We start from the raw sequence: 22,340 nt of genomic DNA, 5'->3' as shown, positions 1-22,340 counted from the left end.
ATTGGAATTCATAGGCTTTGAAAAAATCCGAATCATGCGGAAATGAATAAAATTGAAACTAAAATTTCTTACTGTCATCTTCATTATTTCACCTTTTTAAAGTTTATCAATAATTACTATCAATAAAATCTTTTAAAATTAAATTGTACACAATTAAATTGACTGTATATTTGTACTGTTAATTTACTTCAACAATAAATAGAGGTGATAAAAAACAAAGTAGTTTAATTTAAAAACAAAATAAAAATGTCATTAATAGAAAATCTAAACTGGAGACACGCTGTAAAAGCTTATGATCCTACCAAAAAAGTTTCACAGGAAGACCTTAATACGATTTTAGAATCAGCAAGACTGGCTCCTACTTCGTCGGGCTTACAACCGTTCAGAATTATTGTAGTGGAAAATCAGGAACTGAAAGAAAAAATGGTAGCAGGTGCATTAAACCCTGAAGTAATGAGAGATTCTTCTCACGTTTTGGTCTTTGCAGCATGGGACAGTTATTCTAATGAAAAAATTGACAAAGTTTACGATTATCATACAGATGTAAGAGATCTTCCGAGAGGCCGCTTTGGAAGCTATACCGATAAAATCAAAGAAATATATGGCGCACAGACTCCTGAAGAGCATTTTGCACACACTGCCCGTCAGACTTATATTGCCTTAGGAATTGCCCTTGCACAAGCCGCAGAGCTTAAAATCGACAGTACTCCGGCAGAAGGATTCAGCAATGAGGTGGTAGATGAAGTACTGGGATTAAAAGAATTAGGACTGAAAAGTGTAAGTCTTTTATATCTTGGATACCGTGATGAAGCTAATGACTGGCTTTCTACTATGAAAAAAGTCAGAATTCCAATGGATGAATTTATCATAAAAAAGTAATACCTTCATCGAATCTTTCGTACTCAAAAATTATGGAAAATCCGAAAACACCCAAACTGGAAAACCAGATTTGTTTCCCATTGTATGTCATTGCCAAAGAGATTACAGGGCTTTACCGTCCTTTTCTTGATGAATTGGGCATTACCTATCCGCAATATCTTGTGATGATGATATTATGGGACGGTGACGGACTTACGGTAACCCATATCGGAGAAAAACTGTTTCTGGACAGTGGTACTTTGACCCCTCTTCTTAAAAGGCTGGAGTCTAAAGGATTTATTATCCGAAAAAGAAAAAAAGAGGACGAAAGAGTGGTTGAAGTATTTTTAGACGAAGCAGGAAAACAGCTTCAGCAGAAGGCATGTGAAATTCCGGGAAAAATTCAGGAAAAACTGGGAATACAACCGGAAGAGCTGTTGCACCTTAAAGACACCGTCTTAAAAATCTTAAACAAAATAGAAAATAAATGAAAACTTTATATACCACTCAGGTTACTGCCCAAGGAGGCAGAAACGGACATGTGAAAAGTGAAAACGGAGTGCTGGATCTTGATGTAAGAATGCCGAAAGCTTTAGGAGGAGCCAATGATGATTTTGCCAATCCTGAAATGCTTTTTGCAGCGGGATATTCTGCGTGTTTCGACAGCGCTCTGAACAGAGTGATCAGTCTTTCTAAAGTAAAAACCGGAGAAACTACAGTAACCGCTCAAGTCAGCATAGGCCAGCTTGAGAATGGAGGCTTCGGACTGGCAGCAGAACTGGATGTGAACATCCCTGGAGTTTCTATTGAGGAAGCACAGGCTTTGACAGAAAAAGCACACCAGATCTGCCCTTATTCTAATGCGACCAGAAATAATATGGAGGTGAAACTTTCAGTAACCAACAACGATTAATCCAATTTTTTTAAGCATAGTTATAACGAAAGGAGCTGTTTCCATGGAAACAGCTCCTTTTTATTTTTTATTTTCCCGCTGATTTCAATGATGGCGCAGATCATTGAGGCTATTTTATATATATATAGTGTTTATGAATGTCATTCGTCATTTATAACTCAATATGATATTAAAATAGAGTAATTTTGTGTCATGGAAATCATTATAGATATTGTATGCCAGGTGTATGCAGGGCAAAAATCAAGAAAGACGATTGATCTTGTTCTAAACACATTCCTTCCCGGATATGAAAAATTAAATCTCGATTATACTTTCCCAAGGCACGACAAAGATTATATTTTTAAAACAGAAGACGAAATGATTGGTTATTTCATCGAAAACCCTGCCCTTGACCAAACTTTTTACTGGAATAAATATCATGATAATCCGGACAAAATAATGGTGGGTGCCAATATTACAGATGATGACAGGCTTATTATGAGCCTAACAATGGACACTACGGAAGAGATATGTACTTCAATAAGCTAAAAGAAGTTTTACAATCAGATATCGGGGTAATTACCTATGTATATCCCGCAGGTTATGAAGATGGAGAAGATTTCATTGTAAAATATGGTTAGAAACATACATTTACTTAGCCTTATAACAACTTCTCATCATTCATCATTCATCATTCATCATTCATCATTCATCATTCATCATTTATAATTCATCATTACCTCCTGTCTTTATTGACCTCACTTTTCTGATAGGCATCTACCTTTTTATAGGAATCATTTTTCTCTTTTTCCTTTTTATCAGAAATCAGGATGCCGAAAAGGTGGTCGATTTCATGCTGGAAAATCACCGCAGTAAAACCTTCTACGATTTCTGAATATTTCTGTCCTTTCAAATCCACATATTCCAGTTGGATAACTTTGCTTCTGTAAAACTGATCTCTGAAATCAGGAATAGATAAATCACCTTCGGGGCCAAGATTCTGCAGATCGGAACGCCATACAATGACCGGGTTAATAAAATATTCCAGCGGTGTACCTTCCTTATCAAAACGCTGTACCCAAATGATCTTTCTGTTGATTCCCACCTGAGGAGCAGCAATGCCTACTCCGCCATCTGTTGAAAGAAGAGATTCTTTCATCCTTTTTACCAGAACAGCGGTGTTAGGATCAAGAGGATCAGCTTCTGAAGAAATGTTCAGCAGGGTTTGGTGCTGATTATTATCTGTCGTCTGATAGATGGGTAACGCCGTGTTTACATCTCCCTGATTGATGATTGAAACTTCACTGGAGGTGAGTTTCTGAGCATTAAAAAATCCGGTAAAAAAGATCAGCAGGATAGGGATTTTTTTCATATGTTTTTGAATCTGATACAAAGGTAAATATTGTGGTGTAAAAATAATTTATTTAGCAATGAATTTTAAGTTTTGGCTAAAGCCAATGGAATTTTGATATAAAAAAATGAACGGGCTAAAGCCCGTTCCTATTGAATGAATGCAATTGAAATTATTTAATTCATAATAATATCTGCTCAATCCGCATCATCTTCTTATTAAAAAGTCTTCGTCATATCCGCAGGAATAATCAGATTGAAATCTGTCGGGATATAATCTTTGGCAGGTACTTTCAGTTCGGGATCGTCTGATTCAAAAACAGAAATTACGGCCATTTTCAAATTAGGATTTTTCTGTTTGATATACCAATAGATTCCTCCAAATTCTTTACTGTGATAGTTACCGTTGTAGTGGATGAAGGTTTTTCCGGCCTGGTAGCTTTTCAGGATAGATTCAGCCATCGTAGCGTCTTTTACAGCCTGAGCTGAAATGAAATTCATCACTTTGGTTCCTTCTGCATGATCTCCCATCATCTTTTTCATTTCCGGATATCCTGGAGTGTCTAACGTTACTTTAATCGGCAGCTGGGCAATGTAGGCTTTCTCTTTTTCGCTTAATTTATTCAAGGATTCAAGACCTTCTTTGGCGGTTTGAGAGGCATATCTTCTCGGGATATTCGTGGCAATAAAATTCAGTTTTTTATCTTTGGCAAAATCTACCAAAGGCTTGTAATCGGTTGCATAATTGTTCCACAAACGGGCAGAATCTTTTAATGTTTTTGCATCAAATCTTCCGTTTAAATATTGATCCAACTGCGCCTGATTATCTCTCTCAAACATCTCTGCTCCTAAGATCAGCTGTCCGTTCTTTTTCACAAACAAAGCTTCCGTAATCTTCAGCTGAAGCCAGTGATTGATAGAACTGTTATGATTTTCGCCAAAAAAGACCACATCATAATCCGCCAGTTCTTTTACCAGCTTTTCTGTCTTTACTTCTTTTCCTTTTTTATCGTAAAACTGATATGCTTTTAAATCCTGTGCCTTCAATGCACAGAAACCAGCCAGCAGTATCGCTATGAAAATATTTTTCATTTTTTTATATTTAGTCACAAATTACACAAATATTCATGCATTTGCAGATTGTTTCAATAAAAAAGACCGCTTTGAATTTTACAAACAAAACGGTCTCATTCAAATCATCTAATTATTATTTCTCTAAAGCTGCTACAAGGTCCTTCCACTCCTGAAGCTCAGGAATCCCAGGTTTTCTTTTTCCGAAGAACTGAACGATAAAGTCTCCTTCTTTGTTGAATACTTCGATAGCGGTTACTTCTCCGTCTTCAGTCGGTTTTTTCACGATCCACGCTTCTGCAATTTTCGTTACGTCAAGATGTAAGTTGAAATCAGGATCCATTACATTGAACCATTGCTGGTGCCAAAGTGTTTTCTTCACATTTCCTGTGTGGATCTGGATAATCCCTCTGTTTCCAACGAAAACCATGATCGGAACGTTCTTTTCAGAAGCATCTTCAAGGATATTCACCACTTTCGCATTATCAATTTTCTTAGCAAATCCTTCCGGAGCCAATCTTAATGCCTGCGTTCTGCTTACTCCATATTTTCTGGTCATCATGAAGAAATCATGGGTGTCTTTCAATTCTGTCCATGCTTTTTTAAAGCCTTCTACATCAATGTCTGAATCTGCTTTTTCAGCCTGTTTTGGAGCGATTGCTTCAAAAGCCAATGCCTGATTCTGATCTTCTGCTCTGAATTTTTCTACGATCACATCGAAAGCAGCTTCATTACTGTCTTTTGTTAAATAAATCTTGTGAAGTGCCAGACCATCTTTTCCGAAAAACTGAAGACTTTTCTTCTCTCCTTCCAGTACTGCAAAAGCAAATTTCCAGTGGTTAAGGAAAATTCTGAGATCAATATCTTCACCCACAAAAAGCTGTGCATGAGGACTGCTGAAATCTCCGTTCAGATAAGTCCCTTTTCTTTCATGAACACATTCATCATTACGGGTAAGCGCCATTACTTTTCCCAACTGCTCAGCTTCTGTAAGGATTCCCCGGAAATCCGGGTTCAGGACAGTTACTCCTTCTCCTATGCTTGTTGCCAATAATTCTGCCTCGCTTACTTCTAACTGTGCTGCTGCATTTCTTATTCTGATATGTGGATTTTCTGCTTTCAGAGCTTCCCATTTTTCCTTTAAATCATTAACTAATGTGCTCATTACTTTACTTTTTTATGGTTAAAATTGTATAAATTCTTCGTATGGTTTCGTTTCCTGTTTTACTTTTTATTTCTTCTTCTCTTTCAGAAGTTTTCATTCTCTTAAAACGGCTTTTAGAAATCATTTCTTCCATTTCACTGTTGCTGTACAGAGTGAAATCGTACTCTGTAAATGGAAGCTTTTCCATGAATTCTTTTTGTCCGAATGTAAGAACAAATGTTCCGTCATCTTTTAAAACTCTATAAATCTCGTTTAGAAATTCAACCGGATTTTCCCAGAAATAAACTGTGTTTACGGTAAATATTTTATCAAAAGTTTCATCTTTAAAAGGAAGCTTATTCCCTTCGTATAAAACAAATTCTGCCTGGCTTTCAAATTCTTTATTGAGCCTTTTGGCTTCATTGTGCATGGTTTCAGAAATGTCAATCCCTGTGTATTTCAGGTTTTTGGCAAGGCTCATGATACTTTTCAGGTGTGCGGCATTTCCGTGTCCTATTTCAAGGATTTGCTGGCCGTCATCAATCACAAGTGTTTTGATGCTCTCTAACGTCATGCTGATGTTAGTGGCATTCATCATTTCACCAATCTCGATGCCTTTTTCACCCTGAGGATTGGCAAGATTCTGTGCGAGGATTTTGAGTTCTTCTTTTTCCATGGTTATCCAAAAATGATCATTGGGTTATTCGTAATAGGGTGTCCGCAGATGGTACAGGGGAAGTTATAGGCATTGCTGATATTTTCTTCAGTAAAAACTTCCTGTGGAGTTCCATAGGCAGAGACTTGTCCTGATTTCATTAATAAAATCTTATCTGCAAACTGTGCAGCAAGGTTCAGATCATGCAAAACAACAATAGCACTGTTGGCTTTTTTGGTGAAATTTTTGATAATTTCCAATGCTTTGTACTGATGTTTTATATCTAAATTATTCAACGGTTCGTCCAGAAAAACCAGTTTATGGGCAATTTCATTTTCAAGCTGAGCCATCACTCTTGACAGATGTACACGCTGCTTTTCTCCTCCCGAAAGGGTATTGTATTCTCTTTCTTTGAGATGAAAAATATCGGTTTCGTACATCATATTGTTCATGGCTTCAAGATCTTCTTTTCCTGGTTGGGCATCAAAATAAGGATATCTTCCCATCATGATCACGTCCTTCACTTCAAGCGGAATATCATTGCTGTTATGCTGCGAGAACTTGGCTTTGTGTTTAGAAAGTTCCCGGATACTCCATTCTCTGATGGGTTTATCTTTAAACAGAACTTTGTTATTTCCGGATTTCACTTCATCTGCCAATACGCTCAGAAGACTTGATTTTCCTGCTCCATTGGGTCCCACAATGGCCAGGAATTCACCATATTCCAGTGAGACATTTACCCCGTCCAGAATTCGGAATTCTTTATGTTGATAATTAATCTGATGTGCCTTGATCATTACAGTGATTTTTTAAATTTAACCAAAATAGCGATAAAAATAGGGCCTCCCATTAAGGCTGTTAAAATCCCTATCGGCAGTTCTGACGGTGCCACAATACTTCTGCTAAAGGTATCTGCCGTTAATAACAAAATGCTTCCGCACATTGCCGATAATGGCAAAATAAAAACATAATTGGATTTGAATAAAAGCCTTAAAATATAAGGTACAATAAGCCCTACAAAACCAATTGTTCCTGAAAATGCCACGCAGGTTCCCACCATTAATGCCACGGTGATGATGATCTGCTTTTTCAGTCTTTCCACATTGATCCCCAGATGCTGTGCATCTTTTTCTCCCAGCATCATTGCATTTAAGGCTTTTCCTTTGGGTAATAAAATGATGTAGGCGATGGTGATCACAATGGCGAGAATGATATTCTTCGTCCATGTTGCTGCGGCCAGGCTTCCCAGGTTCCAGAAAGTAAGATCTCTGAGCTGTTCATCTTTTGAGATATAGATCAAAAATCCGGTTATCGAAAACCCGATAGCCGTTATGGCAACTCCGGTAAGCAGCATCATCACTACATTGGTTTTCCCTCCGCTTGTTGAAATTCTGTAGACCAGCATCATGGATAAAAAAGAACCGATAAAAGCGGCTATTCCTACCAGTGAAAATTGTACAGCTTCAGGAAGATATTCTTTGAAATGTCCTCCTAAAACAATCGCAATGGCTGCCAGCAATGTTGCTCCTGATGTAAGTCCTATTAAATCGCCGGTTGCCAGAGGATTCTTGAAAAGTCCCTGAAGGCTCGTCCCGGAAACCGACAACATACTTCCCACTAAAATGGCCATGATAATCCTGGCTGCTCTTACGTCCCAGATCACATATTTATCACTCAGCGATAAACCGGGATCTTCTTTTATCAATTGCCACAGAGCCCTGAACGGAGAGTTTTCTCCGAAATCATAAACTCCTGTATTAAGTGACAGCACTGCTATAATGATAAGCAGTACCGCACTTATAATAAGATAAAAGTATAGTTTACTTTGTGCTTTCAATTAAAAGTTTGTTTAATCCTACTGCTGCTTCTCCTACTCTTGGTCCAAAACCTGATACCAAACCTCCGTCCATTGCAATGATTTTCTTGTTCTTACCTGCATTGGTCTGAGATACTCCCGGCATTTTTAGCGCACCTTCGTTTCCTCCTGCTCCCTGTAAACCGGTTTCAAAGAAGAATAATACATCAGGATTAGCTTTTACAACCGCTTCCGGTGTCAATGGTTTGAAATCTTCAAAATCGGTTACTGCATTTTCTCCCCCTGCAAGGGTGATCAATGAAGCCATTGGGGTATTTTTACCACTTACCATCAACATATTTCCTCTGGCGTAGATGAACAATACTTTTGGTTTTTTAGCGATAGGCTGTACCTGCTTAAGGTCAGCATCAATTTTATCATTTAATTTCTGATAATCTGTATTTCCTATAGCTTTTGCTACCTGCTCGATCAGTTTTTTAGTTCCTTCAACCGTATATTCCTGTTTAAAAACTTCGGTTTGAATCCCTGAGGATTTGATTTTCTCCATTAATTCCGGATTGATATCTTTATCAGAAGCCAGAATCAATGTTGGGTTTACAGCCATGATCGGTTCAATTGTCATTGATCTCATGTGTCCTAAATCTTTCGCTGTAGCTTTTAATGAAGCAGGATAGGTGCTGGTAACATCAGTTCCTACGATTTCTTTTTCGTGACCTAAAGCAGCTACGATTTCAGTAATTCCTCCGTTTAATGTTACTATTTTATTGTTGGTTTTGGGTGCTTCTGAACTGGCTTCTGTTGTATTTTCTTTTGCTCCTGTCTCTGCTTTTTTGCAAGAATATACTGCTACAAGAACAGAAGCTGCAAGGATGAATTTTTTCATGATATACTATTATTTGATTATTTATAAAGGTTCGAATTCAAAATTGGTGTATCCTCTTTCTCCTTTTGTATTTTTCATGGTATTGAATCTCAGCTTGAAATAAAAGCCTTCAGCATCTTTCAATACAAAAAAACGGTCTGCATACACAAAAGGAACAGGATTGGATGCCGTACCGGTAGTGGTTCTCCATTTATCCCCGATAGCCCTCTGGTCATTGAAAACAAATTTTGAAGACTCTACATCTTTTAGTTTAAATGCATTGTAAGCAGCATCAAGATTTCCTGTAACCGTTACCTGGTAAGCACCTACTCCATTCAAAGTATTGGTTGTTACAAAATCTGCATAAAAATAGCTACCTGCACTGGTTGTAGGTCCCATGAAAACTTCATTGGTAAATGTTGTGAATGCCAGATCCCATTTCTTTTTCTTTGGCTGAATTTTTATCGGGGTTCCTGTTTTCAGATTGAAGAATGAGAAGCTGTATTCTGTATCTTTGGTAATCATATATTCTTTGATGTCTGCTTCTGCTGCGTTCACATCACCATAACGGATTTTGTATCCATTCTGAGCTCTCAGGATCTGAATTTTTTTCCATCCTCTCGGATCACCGGACAATGAAACTGAACCTGCCCCGATATTGTTAGCAGAAGGTATTTCTCTCCCAAGATTGATCAGATAAACTGGGTTATCCGCATCATTTTCTTTGATGGCATCAATTCCTGAAGTCTGATTCAGGAAGTCACCATTAGGATTGTCAACATATTTCATATTGGCAGCATCAAATGTTCCTACCTGAGCAATATCTTTTAAACTTGAAATATCAGCTTCCTTTACTTTACTGATGTCTGATGCGTTGGGTATTTTGATCACCGTCATGGCAAGAGATCCGTTCATGATCACTCTGTAGGCATCGCCGCTGTAAAAACCAAGATCCCAGTCTGTCCTGCTGTTGACCGCCGGATTGGTGTAGTCACTTAAGTCGATCCAAACCTGATTAGGTTCTGTAGGGCCGCCAATTGGCACACTTACTTCAGATCCCGTCATAGGCGGAACCGGAACCGGATCTTCGTCTGCAGAAAGACAAGACTGTGTGGCTGCCATGATGGAAAGAACAGATACTATTTTTAAATACTTCATAATCGTAACTTATTATTTAAAATTGAAACATTAATCGGGCAAAATAGCTTCTGCCATAATATAAATTAACAAACCCATTGGCAGCTGTATGAGCTGAACCGGCCACTGCCGTAGAGTTTAATCTTGTGACATCAAATATATTTTTCACTCCTGCAGAAATTTCAAAATGCTTATTCCAGAAAGGTTGGCTTACAATAAAATCCATCATATGGAAACTATCTATTTTTCCAAGGCGGAAGTCATTAGCTCCATCGGACACATAAATTCTGTCCGGACCTGTGAATTTGTAGTAAAGGGCAAAATTAGTGTCGGTACTTTTCAGTTTGTAAGTTGCTGAAGCGCCTGCCTGTACCAGATACTGAAAGTCTGTTGGGGAAGAAGATTTCAAATCAATCATCGATACTGATGTTCCGTTTACTGATCCTCTTAAAGACAGGGCAAACTGATCTTTTCTGAAATCTACATTAGCAGAGAATAGTAGATTTTTATAGGTATTAAGGTTCATATATTTATAGGTGGAAGGCTCCTTTACCATTACCATTTCAATCCTGTCACGTACATCGAGGTATAATGCGTCTACTCCATAAGCGATCTTCCAGCCATTATCTGCTGAAAAGTTCTGATTCCAGAAAAGTCCTGCAGAGAATCCCTTTTCAGGATTCAAGTCCGGATTTCCCTGTACATCATGGTTAAGATTCACAAAATAGGTGTACAACTCGTCATATTTTGGAAAGCGGTTAGCAGATCCCACCACTGCTCTAAGGTTTGAATTCTCAGAGGTTTTATATCTTGCTGATAAAGAATAGTTGTATTGATTATTAAAGTTTTCGCTAAGAGAAAGTCTTACTCCCGGTCTTAAAGAGAATTTGTCTGACACATTCCATTCTGCAGAAAGGAAATTGGAATAGGTGAAGATCTTTCTTTTTACCGCTTCACCAAAGAAATCTCCGGCAATTAAAGCGGCATAGCCATTGGTATAGTCTAATTCATATCCTAACTGGAAATCAAAAACCTTGCTGTCGAGGAAGTTGCTGAACATTCCTCTGGAGTAGAGGACATCGGTCTTATAATAAGACTTTTCTTCCTGACGGCTTTTGATTTGTCTGTTCGGGATATCATAATTATAGTCGTAGTATTTCCTATCCTGGTTCTGATACGAGAAGTCTCCCATGTATCGGATATGTCCCAGATTAGTCTGAATATTGAACTGGTGAATCCATCGGTCGGTGTTATATCTTCTGTCTCTGCTTTCATACGAAACACCGCCCAAACCATCATTAAGAGGATTTCTGTTTACTTCCGGATTATAGAAATTGAATTTTTCGTCAAGATAAGATAACTTGTAAAAGAATGTCGTTTTATTTTTGGTATATCTTAATAAAGCAGACGCATCATACTGATCTTTTGGGTTCCATTCATACCCTCTCTGGTTATCCTGCCCGAAATATTTGTAGCCTTTGCTTTCTCCTTCATATCCCATAAACTGATTATGGTTGAAATTGATACTGGCAAACCATTCATTGCTGATATTATAATCTACATTAAGGTTCTGAATATGCCTTCCGTTTCCTCTTTTCTTAAGATCATAGTTGTCCCTTACTGTTTCTTCCTGTATCGAACCTCTAACACTGATCTTTTTTGTACTGTTTTTTTTGGTAATAATGTTGATAACCCCGGCAACGGCACCATTTCCATATTCAACCCCCATACTTCCTTTTACAATTTCTATTCTTTCGATATTGCTTAGAGTAATTTTGGTAAGGTCTATATTACTTCCCAGTCCTGTATCCCCTACTACCGGTATATTGTCTATAAGGATTTTCACATAGTCTCCGTTAAGTCCCATGATGTTGGCGGTGGAATTTCCTGAACGCGTATCCGGAGTGATCTGTATATTCAGACTTTGATTCAGAACCTCGGCAACATTCGTTGCTGCCATATTTTTGATCTGTTCTGCATCAATAACATCAACCTTATATATCGATTTGTTAATGGACTGTTGCATATACTGTCCTGTAATAACAACTTCTTCAATTTTCTTTTGATTAAGAGAATCCTTTTCTTGTGCATTTACCCATAAGGCCACGGATAACGATAGAACGGAAAGCACTTTCTTCTTCATAAGGGTACAAATTTTCAGCAAATATAAAACTTTATTTAGACTCATTAAAAATAATTATATATTTTTGTGGAATAATTCTAAATAAAAATAATCTCATGAAATTACAATTACTTTTAGGAGCTCTGATGTTTACAGCCTTAACGGCGAATGCTCAGGTATCTAACATCAATGAAAATTTCAACAATTTTACCGCTGGGAATACTACTTTCCCTCAGTTTGGATGGTCTGCCATCGTTGCACCAATAACCGGTGAGTTCCCTCCTGTACCTCCAAGAATGATTGTAGCAGGAGATTCCAACAGATTCGTTCAGTCGTATGCAGGAAACAATGCAACAGGTTCTTCTTATCTGATTACGCCGCAGATTGAGACTCCAACAGGAAATAAAACTTTGACTTTTGATACTACCCTGGTATCTCCATCTCCTGGTCCGGGAAGCATTCAGATAGGAGTAGCCTCCAACCCTGCAGACATGTCAACATTCGTTCCTGTAGGAAGCCCTATCAATGTATCGGTTATTGGTACAGTACAGAATATCAGTGTTAATATTCCGGCATCCACAGGCTCATACATTGTATTTAAGTTCACTCCTACTGCTACTCACGTAGCAATCCAGATAGATAATGTAGTGTATAATACAACTGCTTCTTTAGGCGTATCAGACAACAATAAATCAACAGAAAATTTCAGATTTGCCTTAAATTCTGATCAGTCTGCAATAGAATTCATTGTCAAAAAAGATCCTAAAAACATTCAGATCTATTCTGCAGCAGGACAAAAAGCAGCGGAAGGGAAACTGAACGGACAAAGATTTGATATCAGCACACTTCAGACAGGAGTATATTATATGAATATTGAAACAGCAGAAGGAAAATTCATTCAATCAAAATTCATTAAAAAATAAGGTTCATCAGACTATTATTGGCCTTTATTAAAGCCGGTAGGACTGTTCTTACCGGCTTTTCTATGCTTTGATTTTTATTATTTTCTGGTAGTGATTAAAATAAAAACACGATAAAAATCATTTTTTTTATTTAGACTGATTAAAAATAATTATATAATTTTGTGGAATCATTCTAAATAAGGATTTAAAAAATAAATTATGAAAACAAAACTATTATTGGCATCAGTACTGGCACTGTCTGTTCAGCAGACTGTTTTGGCGCAGACTGACGCGTTGGGATATTCACAGGTCAATATGACCATGGGAAGCGGATATCAAAACCGCGTGTTTGTGAACCTTGCAGATGGTAATATGGTTTCTCAGCCAGCCAATACGTGGGATATTGCTTTTTATAGGAACTCAAACTATGCGTTCGGATCAAGAGTCAATGATGCTAAAGATATTGAAGTATTCACTGCATCAACCAACTTAGCAGACTGGGATAACATCAGCATCAGCAATGAAGCTTCATGGGGCGATCCTCTTTATAATCCGGACCAGACCACTGACTGGAGCCAGGGCGCTTTTGAACAGGGACCAGTAACCTCTCCAAACCCCAATATTCCTTCAACCGGCTGGGGCGTTTATAACCCGGTGAACCACCACATTCAGGGGAAAGCAATTTTTGTTTTAAAATATGCTTCAGGAACCTATATCAAGTTTGCCATTGAAGATGCTTTTGCAGGATATACCTTCAGATATTCAAAATGGAACGGGACTTCATGGGGAGCTACAGAAACCAGAACCATCGCCAATGGAACAGATGATTCATATTTCAACTATTTCTCATTTGATACCGGAGAAAAAGTTCCCAATCTTGAGCCTTCCAGAACGGCATGGGATTTCGTATTCACCAAATATTACACATTCTATATGGGTGTACAGATGTACCCGCTTTCCGGAGCGATTCAAAGTCCGAACGTAAAAGTGGCAATGGTTCAGCCTGAAACACAGCAAACAGCATCGTATGCAATTCCTGCTAATGCAAGTTTCTCATCTGCTATTACCACAGTAGGACATTCATGGAAAGGGATCGGGACAGTGAAAAATGATGTGGTCTACTACGTCAAAAAAGGAAATGATTACTACAGAATGTACTTCACAACCAATGGTGGTGCCAGTACAGGAAATATGTATTTCAAATACAAAAAGATCACGGAAACGTTAGGAATTACTGAAGTTGGAAAAAAAGCATCATTCGGTATTTATCCTAATCCAGCTACTGCGGATAAAAAAGTAACGGTTCTTTTTGATGTTAAAGAAAAAACAGGTAATAAGGGAAATGTAGAGGTCTATGACCAGACCGGGAAAAAGGTCTATTCAGCTGAACTTACAAACCAGGCAGGATTCTACAAGCAGGACCTGAACCTTTCTACACTTCCATCAGGAAATTACCTTGTAAAAATTACTTACGGTGGTCATTCGGAGACGAAAAAGCTTATCGTGAAATAAACTTTCTATTTTAATACTTTCTATTTTTTCTAATAAAAAGGCGGTTTCAGATTGTTGAAACCGCCTTTTATTTTTTCTTCATTAAACAACTTAAAAATATAAAAAACAAATAGTTATATAAGATTCTTCTTTAAATCATTAAATTTTTAAATCTTTAAACCCTTCAATACCATTAATATATTTTAAATCCTTTATAAACTTCTGCAGAACTTTCCATAATTTTGGAAGCATCCTTACGGAAATCCAAAAGGTGATCCTGACCGTTATGCCTGTTATGATGTTCTACACTTTCCCAAAGCTCGATCAGGAAGAAAGTTCCTTTATTATCTTTATCTTCAATAAGATCGTACTGCAGACAGCCTTCTTCTTTTCTTGTTTCTTTCACAAGGTTCTGAAACAGCTCTACAGCGTCCATCAGATAATTTTCATTAAACTTAAAAAGTGCAATGATATGTAAATTCATGTTCTAATATTTAGTGATGTAAAAGTAAAATATTTTCAAAACCAAATATCTTTTTAGCCCTTTTATTTTTCCACACCAAGTGTAATTTTTAATTAAAAACTGATTTATAAATAGTTATAGAACTCATCACAATCACCAGAGTTCCGATAATCACAAACATTTTCTTCACAGGAAGCCTGGCAGTAAGCATTGCTGAAAAAGGAGCGGTCACAATTCCTCCGATCAAAAGCCCGAGAATGATATTCCAGTGCTGGATTCCCAGGGTAAAGAAAAAGGTAACGGCAGCCGTGATGGTAAGAATAAATTTGGCCACGGTAGAACTTCCTACGGCAAATCTTGGGGTGAAAGCATTTTTAATGAGTGTTCCGGTCACCAAAGGCCCCCAGCCTCCTCCGGCAAAAGAATCTATAAAACCACCGATCACACCCAGCCTGGTCAGATTGGTTTTTCTTTTCAGGGCTTTACTCTGCTTTTTCTTAAATGCATTTGACAGGATTTGAAATCCAAGGTATAAAGTGTAAAAAGCAATGAGTGTTTTAGTGATTTTCGCATAATACTCTCCAAGATAAGTAAGACTGACAGCTCCGATAATTGCTCCTATCACAGCCGGAATGGCGAGCTTTTTCACCAGACTTTTGCTTACATTTTTCAATTTAATGTGGCTGAGACTTCCTGCGGCGGTGGTAAAACTTTCCGCAGAATGAATACTTGCGCTTACAATATGCGGTGGAATATTGAGCAGCATAAGGGTTGTAGTACAAATAACACCATATCCCATTCCCATGGAACCTGCAACAATTTCAGCAAAAACACCTACCAGAAGCATCCAGTAAAAAATATAATTATCTTTTGCCAGAATGGTCTGCAGTTCTTCCAGATATCCGAGTTCGTACATGGAAAAAACAGCAATGGATATAATAGCAGCTGTCACCAAAAGGACATTCAACCTTACCTGAATTTTTCTTGAAATCACCATATTACAAGTGTTTTAATCCATACTCCTTCAGCATCGGGGCGTCATTGACAACTGAGGCATTTAAAGTTGGGATGTTCTCTGTAGTTCTGTGCGAGGAAATATTTCCGGATATAATACATGCAGCCACGGAATGCACTGCGGTAATAGAGGGCGTAAGCTTTTGTAATTCGGTTACCTCTTCTTTTGAAATCATAGTTTATTCATTTGAAGTAGTGCAAATATCTGATAAAATATTTATCCTACAAAACAAGTAGACTATTAATTCAAAAAAAAGGATCAGGTTAATCTACCAGATCCATTAAAGTTTTACTTTCCAGAATATTCAGAGAGGCATCGCGAACTTCTATCAGGACATCATGAAGCCCGCAGTGATCTTCATTGCAGTCATCACATTTTTCATAAAAATTGAGACTTACACAGGGAAGCATTGCAATAGGGCCGTTTACAAGACGGATGATCTTTGCCAGTTTCACATTTTCCGGACTTTCTTTGAAAAAGTATCCTCCACCCTTTCCTTTTTTACTGTCGAGAATTTCCGCTTTTTTCAGTTCAAGAAGGATGTTTTCCAAAAACTTTAAAGGAATCTTTTTATGTTCCGCAATTTCAGAAATAAGAATCGGGCCTTCATTTCTTTTTTCTACAAGATATGAAAGCGCCTTAAACGCATATTGAGATTTTTTTGAAAGCATTAGAGCAAAAATACGAAAATTGTTTAATATTTGAAAAAACCTGAAAACAGGAATAATAAACGAATAAAAAGGTAAGTTTGTCTATCCGTAATTTTACGGTTTTAGGTACCACACTTTTGCCTTTCTCCTATTAAATCATTATGTTTGCGCTATGTTCAGTAAACAAGAGGCACAGCAATTAAAAAAGGAATTTTGGACAGCTTTTGGAAGATCATTTCCCAGAAAATGGATTCTTTATGATACCAAAATCAAGGACATGGCATTTAAATTTTCTGCCGACAACAAAAAAGCAGAAGTTTCTCTGGATATCGAAATGAAAGATGAAATCTTCCGAAACGCTTATTACGAGAAGATCTGGTCTTTGGAAGATATTTTAAAAGATTTTATTGGAGATTTTCAGAAAGAAGAATATTTCACCCTTGAAAACGGTAAGGTCATCAGCAGGATATGGGTTGAAAAACATAATGTTTCTATTTTTAACAAAAACACCTGGCAAGAAATTTTTGAATTCTTTGTGGACAAAATGGACGGTTTTGAAAGGTTTTACTACGAATATGAGGATTTTATAAAGGATATATAGAATACTTACGAAATAAATACTACTTTACACTTCAGGTTAAGATAAAAAAGAAAACTTATCTTTGCCCTACCACTTAAACTAATAGATGAAACAAACTAACATGATTAAAAATGAGAAAAGTGTACAAAAACATTTTTGGAGAGATCATCTCCAAAAGTAATGCTGTGAAGCTGAGCGAATATCATCTGTATTATTATGAGGAAGGTTCCGATTTCCTGAAAGAAATTGAATTTATTAACGAAGACAGTGTTTATAACATCAATTATTTTTTAAGTGACGAAGAAGACGAAACTCAGGTAGTCAATTATCTTAAAGAAAAGTCTGACTTTTTTGATATTGAAAAAAAAGAAACCACCGAGGGCTTTATTATTTCTACCAATAAATTGTATTCCTTATCCGTAGATGAACTGCCTTTAATTTCTAAAACTGTTTTTAAAACAGAAGATCCTGAAAATTTTATCTGTTCACAGGTTATCGATAACGAAACCCATCAACCACAGCTTGAAAGAACCATAAAATGCTGGTATACCAACGACGAAAGCGGTGAAAAATATGCTGCCATAGAATGCAGCTATCAGGAAGACGGAAAACTGGAACTGGCTGTAGATAAAACACCCGACCCGGACAATGAAGAAAACTGGATTCATTATGATTATGACACTTTCCACAACCTTCAGGCACAGATCCCTAGCGACATCAGCTATTACAAAACAGCTGCCTTACTCCCTAAAGAAACCTATCAGCAGTAATCTATATTCTTTAACACACCACACCTAATTATTAAATGGAAGAGAATCCCATCTTTTTTGCAGACGGAAATGATCCGGAAATGATTAAAGCTTACAGAAAAGCTCAGGAAACCTTTAAGTATTTCTGGCGCGAACAGTCCTGGGAATACAGAAGAATCATTCCTGGACTTAATGTATCGTGCGTTAAAACGGCTTTTGAAGAACAGGATGAAGAAACCGGAGAAAGCCTGGTAGAACATATGTGGATTAATGAAATATTCTTTGACGGAGATCACGTGAGAGGATATTTGATTAATGAACCTAACAGCCTTAAGAACATCCAGGTGGGTGATTATGTGGAAATCCCTTTAAGCAATATCAGCGACTGGCTTTTTGCTATCACTCCGAGTGTACAAAAACCCAAGGGACTTTCCAAGCTATTTTCATCATCATCTTCTCCACTTCCGAAAGCTTACGGAGGGTTTACCATCCAGAAAATGCGTGCTGACATGTCTGATGCAGAAAGAAAAGAACACGATAATGCCTGGCAGCTGGATTTCGGAGACTTTAATGATATCCTCGTTGTGAATAACCAGAAAGAAAATCCGGAAAATCTTATTGAACATCCGATGAGTAAAAATATGAAGGAAGAATTTGCAAAGTTTTTACAACAATATCCGGATGAACTTACCCAAACCGATGAAGACGGACTGACGCTTCTTCACAAAGAAACCATTGCCGGGAATCTAACCACTGTAAAAGTTGCTTTAGAAGCCGGAGCGGATAAAAATATCCAGTCTAAAAAAGGAAAAACAGCTTTGGATTATGCAAAACAGCTGAACTGGGAACACCTTATTCCTGTATTGGAAGGGTAAATTATTAATTAAGATGGTTACAACTCAATAATAAAGTTGTCAAAATAAAAATTCCGGAAGAAAATCTTCCGGAATTTTTTATGTTTTATCCAAATTTCTTTTTCCTTAGCCAGAAGAACAGTCCTCCGATAAGACCAATAATAGCTAGTGGAAGCAGTAAATTGATCCACTGCCAGCTCGATTTCTCTTCAGTGATTCTTTGCCTGTCGAGAAGTCTTTCTTCAATGTTTCTGTTTCTCAGTTCCATCAGATTGCTGTCATCAAGAAGATAATCTAAAGCATTTCTCAGAAACTGTTCGTTTCCAAACTGTTCGTTCGTTAACAGATCTACCCCTAATGGAAGTGGTTTTCCTTTGATTACTTTGTTCCTTCCTACATCTCCGTCTGCAATCACGATCATTTTGTTTTCCGGGCTGGAGGTTTTGAATCCAGGGTACGATTTTCTCTCAATTCTCGATGCATAGGCAGAATTGAATTTTCCTTCCAATGCAACAGCGAAGATCTTCGGTGTACTTGGTTTCTCCATTTGTCCAAGACTGTCTACGCTTGCAATTTCCTTCAGATCCACATAATTGGGAACCTGTTTCAATAAAGTTCTTTCACTCGATTCGAAAAGGACTTTTGTTTTGATATTCTTTCTTCCTCCTAAAGTATCAATAGAAGTCGGGAATTCAAATTTTACAGGGTTGATATTCTTTGTAACCGGATTATTATTTTCGGCAATTCCAAGCGGATAATAAGGCCAGGGTAAGCTTGTGTACTGAGGATTTCCACTCACTTCTCCTGTAACCAGCCTTAACAGGGCAAACTTTTTAACGTCTTTTACCAACGCGGGATTGATTCTCAGCCCGTAATTAAAAAAGAAGTCTGTCATATTGATATCGACAGGGAAAGGCATTACTTTTTTGGATCTTGTCAGCGTATCCATTTCAGCATTTACGGCATCAATCATCCAAAGGGTTTTCCCTCCGTTCATGATGTACTGGTCCAGAATTACTTTTTCATTATCTGTAAAAGCTTTTCTTGGTTTTGCAATCACCAAAGCACTCATCTGCTTTAATAGCGGAACATCTTCCAGTGAAAGTTCAGTCTGATTTTTAGGAATTATAGGTCCTGCATCATAGTTTTCCATTGCCAATTGTACAAATCCCTGGAATTCATCCGGATTCAATTCATCGTGGTTGACAAGAATCCCGATTTTCTTTCTCTTGGCAGCTGCAATATTTTTAATATTGGAAACAAGATTGTACTCCAGTCCTTCAATCGATCTTGTCAGCTGCTGATCGGCATCAATTCCGGCCTGCTGAACCACTAAAGGAATAGAAACCCCGTCATTTCCATATTTAATCACAGCGTAAGGGAAAAGCGTGATCTGTGAGATTTTCCCGTCTTTTACATCCGGAAGAATAGACGGCTGCATTCCCATGGCCATCAAAGTGTCCTGAGACATTTTTGTTTTAATCGGATCGATGAATTTAAAATCAATCTTCGGATTAATTTTTCTGAATTCTTCCAGCATGAATTTCGTTTCGCTTTGCAGCTGTTTGAAACTTGCCGGAAAGTCACCTTCCAGATACACTTCTACCGTCAGAGGCTTTTTAACAGACTCCAGTACTTTGATGGTGTTATCAGAAAGGGTATATCTTTTTTCTTTTGTTAAGTCTAATCTGATTCCCGAATAGGTCAGGATAATAACCAAAGGAACAATTGCAATTAAGAAAATTCCCAGTGGAGATTTAGCATTGAACTTCTTCATACTTCTACTTCTTTTTGTTAATAAAATGATTAGCCAATACTAATGAAGCGCCGATGACAAGTACAAAATACGCCACATCTTTAGCATCAATAAGTCCTCTTGTGAAGCCTAAGAAATGCTGATAGAAGCCAATATTCTGCAGGATAAAATCTGCACCTCCCAATAGTTTATAGCTCGCCAGCTGTTCAATTCCAAAATACATAATAAAGCACATGAAAACACCCAGCAGATAAGCCATAATCTGATTCTGAGAGAGAGAGGAAGCAAGAATTCCCACTGCTGAAAATGCTGCAATTAAGATAATCAGTCCGATATAGCTTCCGAAAGTCATTCCCAGATCAATATTTCCTGCAGGAACTCCCAAAACATATACCGTATAAAGATAAATTAATGATGGAATAAGGCATAAAATCCCAACGATCCATACAGAAAAAAATTTTCCAGCTACCAGTTCTGAAACTTTTAACGGTTGTGAAAAAAGCCAGTTCAATGTTCCGGTTTGCTGTTCTTCCGCAAAAGTTTTCATGGAAAGGGCGGGGATGATAAACATTAACAGCCATGGAACCAATACGAAATAGCTCTGCAATGAGGCCATTCCAATCTCAAAAATATTAGAATCGTTGTCGAAAAAGAACAGAAAAAGAGTCGCTATCAAACTGAAAGCGGCAATGATCACCCATGCACTCCAGTTTCCAAAGTAACTCCAAAGTTCTTTCTTTAAAATTGCAATCATAGTTTTTTTGTAAGATGTAAAAAGGATGCATGTTTCAAGACATACGCCCTACTGTACAATTATTTGTTTTTTTTATTTTTATTAACCAGTTTCACTGTCATCATAATCAGAAATACAAGAACGAAAAATCCTGCAATTAATTGCCACCAGTATTCGATCACCATTGATTTTAATATAACGGTAAATACCACCAGAAACAGAATGAACGTTGCAATTTCATTCGCCTGTCTCAGTTTGATATTGGCAATCGGCAGTGTATCTCCATGTAATTCTTTTAAATGAAGGACTTTTTTCCAGCACCAGTAATGGTAGATGGCAAGCCCGATCAGGAAGGTCAGTTTCAAATGAAACCACGGCATTTTCATCAGCCCGGTATTTAAAAAGATCATGACCAATCCGCAAACTGCCATGATTATCCCCGCAGGAACGGTGATAATATTCCACAGCCTTCTGGCCATAAAAGTGTACTGCTCTCTCAGAATTTTCTTTTTTTCTTCCGGAAATTCATCGGTATCTTTATAGTAAACGAAAATCCTCACGAGGTAAAAAATTCCCGCAAAGTAGCTTACCATAAAAATAATGTGCAGCGCTTTGATTATTGTGTAAAGCATTTTAATAAATAAATTTATTGATAGAAATAATTTTACAATCCTGGTCGAAATTCTTCAGTACATCAAAAAAAATCTTTTTCATATCCTTTACATTATTGTAATAAGAATATCCCATAAAAATAGCCAGCCCAAGAGAGATCAATATAATTCCATACGTGGTTCCAGAATTTTCATCCGTATAAAAAGGAACAAAAATCCCTAAAAGAAGAACAAGAATGAGTACATCAAAATATTTAACTCCAATGGATACTTTAAGAAGCTCTTCATTATTTTTGTCTGAAACAAATTTTCCTATAAAAGACAAGTATTCATTCCCCATCACTTTTACTTCAAATCCATCATCAGTTACTTCACCTTTAAATTTTTTGCCATTATAATCAGGAAAGCTCTTAAATATACTTTCTTCAATGTTAGATAGTATTGCTTTTTTTGGCTTCGAAAAGACAACCTGATATTTGGACCTTAAAAACATATCAATTTTAATCAGGCACAAAGATAAGTTTTTATCTAATTCTTAAAAATAAATTTCTTTTGATCAGGAAAATATAAGTAAAATAGATTTTATATAAAAAATAGTTCGGCTCGGGGCAGCAAAGCTGCCCGAGCCG

25 protein-coding genes are annotated in these 22,340 nt (G+C 37.3%); 9 read left to right on the top strand and 16 right to left on the bottom strand.

The genetic code is table 11. The features are described from left to right. Window positions 1-246: 246 nt before the first annotated feature. The 4 genes from DEU39_RS00395 (at window position 247) to DEU39_RS00380 (ending at window position 2,299) form a co-directional block, all read left to right on the top strand. On the top strand, window positions 247-879 hold the full coding sequence (locus DEU39_RS00395) for an NAD(P)H-dependent oxidoreductase (RefSeq protein ID WP_062670959.1): 633 nt from the start codon (window positions 247-249) through the stop codon (window positions 877-879). A 32-nt stretch (window positions 880-911) separates the two neighbouring features. Further along, window positions 912-1,349 (top strand): MarR family winged helix-turn-helix transcriptional regulator, encoded by a 438-nt coding sequence (locus tag DEU39_RS00390; protein ID WP_062670961.1) that lies wholly within the window; start codon window positions 912-914, stop codon window positions 1,347-1,349. Next, entirely contained in the window at window positions 1,346-1,771 is a 426-nt protein-coding gene (locus DEU39_RS00385) for an organic hydroperoxide resistance protein (RefSeq protein WP_062670963.1), read from the top strand. The genes DEU39_RS00390 and DEU39_RS00385 overlap by 4 nt, the downstream gene beginning before the upstream one ends. Window positions 1,772-1,963: 192 nt before the next feature. After that, window positions 1,964-2,299, top strand: a complete 336-nt coding sequence (locus tag DEU39_RS00380) for a hypothetical protein (RefSeq protein ID WP_120230511.1) — start codon at window positions 1,964-1,966, stop codon at window positions 2,297-2,299. A 187-nt stretch (window positions 2,300-2,486) separates the two neighbouring features. Here the strand turns inward: DEU39_RS00380 and DEU39_RS00375 are convergent, their stop codons facing one another. The 9 genes from DEU39_RS00375 to DEU39_RS00335 form a co-directional block, all read right to left on the bottom strand. Next, window positions 2,487-3,122: a peptide deformylase gene (locus DEU39_RS00375; RefSeq protein ID WP_120230510.1), complete on the bottom strand. Its 636-nt coding sequence runs from the start codon at window positions 3,120-3,122 to the stop codon at window positions 2,487-2,489. Between the two features lie 197 nt (window positions 3,123-3,319). Continuing rightward, a complete protein-coding gene (locus tag DEU39_RS00370) occupies window positions 3,320-4,192 on the bottom strand; it encodes a ChaN family lipoprotein (protein ID WP_120230509.1) in 873 nt (290 codons plus the stop codon). Between the two features lie 115 nt (window positions 4,193-4,307). Then, window positions 4,308-5,336 carry a hemin-degrading factor gene (locus DEU39_RS00365; protein WP_120230508.1) on the bottom strand — a complete coding sequence of 343 codons (1,029 nt, stop codon included), beginning with the start codon at window positions 5,334-5,336 and terminating at the stop codon, window positions 4,308-4,310. A gap of 4 nt (window positions 5,337-5,340) precedes the next feature. Next, complete coding sequence (locus DEU39_RS00360; protein WP_062670973.1) at window positions 5,341-5,991, bottom strand: class I SAM-dependent methyltransferase; 651 nt, start codon at window positions 5,989-5,991, stop codon at window positions 5,341-5,343. Between the two features lie 2 nt (window positions 5,992-5,993). Beyond that, window positions 5,994-6,767 (bottom strand): heme ABC transporter ATP-binding protein, encoded by a 774-nt coding sequence (locus DEU39_RS00355; RefSeq protein ID WP_120230507.1) that lies wholly within the window; start codon window positions 6,765-6,767, stop codon window positions 5,994-5,996. After that, window positions 6,767-7,807, bottom strand: a complete 1,041-nt coding sequence (locus tag DEU39_RS00350) for a FecCD family ABC transporter permease (RefSeq protein ID WP_120230506.1) — start codon at window positions 7,805-7,807, stop codon at window positions 6,767-6,769. The genes DEU39_RS00355 and DEU39_RS00350 overlap by 1 nt, the downstream gene beginning before the upstream one ends. Continuing rightward, window positions 7,791-8,669, bottom strand: a complete 879-nt coding sequence (locus DEU39_RS00345) for a hemin ABC transporter substrate-binding protein (protein ID WP_062670981.1) — start codon at window positions 8,667-8,669, stop codon at window positions 7,791-7,793. Before DEU39_RS00345 ends, DEU39_RS00350 begins: the two co-directional genes overlap by 17 nt. Window positions 8,670-8,690: 21 nt before the next feature. Then, entirely contained in the window at window positions 8,691-9,806 is a 1,116-nt protein-coding gene (locus tag DEU39_RS00340) for an HmuY family protein (protein WP_228436587.1), read from the bottom strand. Window positions 9,807-9,822: 16 nt separating this feature from the next. Then, a complete protein-coding gene (locus DEU39_RS00335; protein ID WP_120230504.1) occupies window positions 9,823-11,928 on the bottom strand; it encodes a TonB-dependent receptor plug domain-containing protein in 2,106 nt (701 codons plus the stop codon). Between the two features lie 95 nt (window positions 11,929-12,023). On the opposite strand from DEU39_RS00335, the gene DEU39_RS00330 reads away from it, so the two are divergent. Further along, window positions 12,024-12,830 (top strand): T9SS-dependent choice-of-anchor J family protein, encoded by an 807-nt coding sequence (locus DEU39_RS00330; RefSeq protein WP_120230503.1) that lies wholly within the window; start codon window positions 12,024-12,026, stop codon window positions 12,828-12,830. A 198-nt stretch (window positions 12,831-13,028) separates the two neighbouring features. Further along, window positions 13,029-14,321, top strand: a complete 1,293-nt coding sequence (locus DEU39_RS00325) for a T9SS type A sorting domain-containing protein (protein WP_120230502.1) — start codon at window positions 13,029-13,031, stop codon at window positions 14,319-14,321. A 172-nt stretch (window positions 14,322-14,493) separates the two neighbouring features. Here the strand turns inward: DEU39_RS00325 and DEU39_RS00320 are convergent, their stop codons facing one another. From DEU39_RS00320 to DEU39_RS00305, 3 genes are all read right to left on the bottom strand, one after another. Next, the gene (locus tag DEU39_RS00320) at window positions 14,494-14,784 is read right to left on the bottom strand and encodes a putative quinol monooxygenase (protein WP_047376912.1); all 291 of its coding nucleotides are present in this window, start codon (window positions 14,782-14,784) and stop codon (window positions 14,494-14,496) included. 88 nt (window positions 14,785-14,872) lie between these two features. Then, complete coding sequence (locus DEU39_RS00315; RefSeq protein ID WP_120230501.1) at window positions 14,873-15,760, bottom strand: sulfite exporter TauE/SafE family protein; 888 nt, start codon at window positions 15,758-15,760, stop codon at window positions 14,873-14,875. A 281-nt stretch (window positions 15,761-16,041) separates the two neighbouring features. Further along, on the bottom strand, window positions 16,042-16,449 hold the full coding sequence (locus DEU39_RS00305; protein ID WP_062670996.1) for an RrF2 family transcriptional regulator: 408 nt from the start codon (window positions 16,447-16,449) through the stop codon (window positions 16,042-16,044). Between the two features lie 151 nt (window positions 16,450-16,600). On the opposite strand from DEU39_RS00305, the gene DEU39_RS00300 reads away from it, so the two are divergent. From DEU39_RS00300 to DEU39_RS00290, 3 genes are all read left to right on the top strand, one after another. Further along, window positions 16,601-17,029: a DUF4268 domain-containing protein gene (locus DEU39_RS00300; RefSeq protein ID WP_062670998.1), complete on the top strand. Its 429-nt coding sequence runs from the start codon at window positions 16,601-16,603 to the stop codon at window positions 17,027-17,029. Between the two features lie 110 nt (window positions 17,030-17,139). Then, window positions 17,140-17,778 (top strand): hypothetical protein, encoded by a 639-nt coding sequence (locus DEU39_RS00295; RefSeq protein ID WP_062671000.1) that lies wholly within the window; start codon window positions 17,140-17,142, stop codon window positions 17,776-17,778. 35 nt (window positions 17,779-17,813) lie between these two features. Then, window positions 17,814-18,632: a DUF2314 domain-containing protein gene (locus tag DEU39_RS00290; protein ID WP_120230500.1), complete on the top strand. Its 819-nt coding sequence runs from the start codon at window positions 17,814-17,816 to the stop codon at window positions 18,630-18,632. Window positions 18,633-18,717: 85 nt separating this feature from the next. On the opposite strand, the gene gldG is transcribed toward DEU39_RS00290, so the two are convergent. The 4 genes from gldG to DEU39_RS00270 are packed head-to-tail and all read right to left on the bottom strand — an operon-like array spanning window position 18,718 to window position 22,204. Beyond that, the gene (gldG, locus tag DEU39_RS00285) at window positions 18,718-20,388 is read right to left on the bottom strand and encodes a gliding motility-associated ABC transporter substrate-binding protein GldG (protein ID WP_120230499.1); all 1,671 of its coding nucleotides are present in this window, start codon (window positions 20,386-20,388) and stop codon (window positions 18,718-18,720) included. Window positions 20,389-20,392: 4 nt separating this feature from the next. Next, the gene (locus DEU39_RS00280; protein WP_120230498.1) at window positions 20,393-21,121 is read right to left on the bottom strand and encodes an ABC transporter permease; all 729 of its coding nucleotides are present in this window, start codon (window positions 21,119-21,121) and stop codon (window positions 20,393-20,395) included. A 59-nt stretch (window positions 21,122-21,180) separates the two neighbouring features. Beyond that, window positions 21,181-21,732 (bottom strand): CopD family protein, encoded by a 552-nt coding sequence (locus DEU39_RS00275; RefSeq protein WP_062671007.1) that lies wholly within the window; start codon window positions 21,730-21,732, stop codon window positions 21,181-21,183. Between the two features lies 1 nt (window position 21,733). After that, on the bottom strand, window positions 21,734-22,204 hold the full coding sequence (locus tag DEU39_RS00270; protein ID WP_120230497.1) for a hypothetical protein: 471 nt from the start codon (window positions 22,202-22,204) through the stop codon (window positions 21,734-21,736). Window positions 22,205-22,340: the final 136 nt, after the last annotated feature.

It is taken from the genome of Chryseobacterium sp. AG363, from assembly GCF_003610675.1.
In the GTDB taxonomy this organism is placed as follows: domain Bacteria; phylum Bacteroidota; class Bacteroidia; order Flavobacteriales; family Weeksellaceae; genus Chryseobacterium; species Chryseobacterium cucumeris.
The sequence above is the reverse complement of the archived record's forward strand: the minus strand, read 5'-3'. Positions and strand labels throughout refer to the sequence as shown.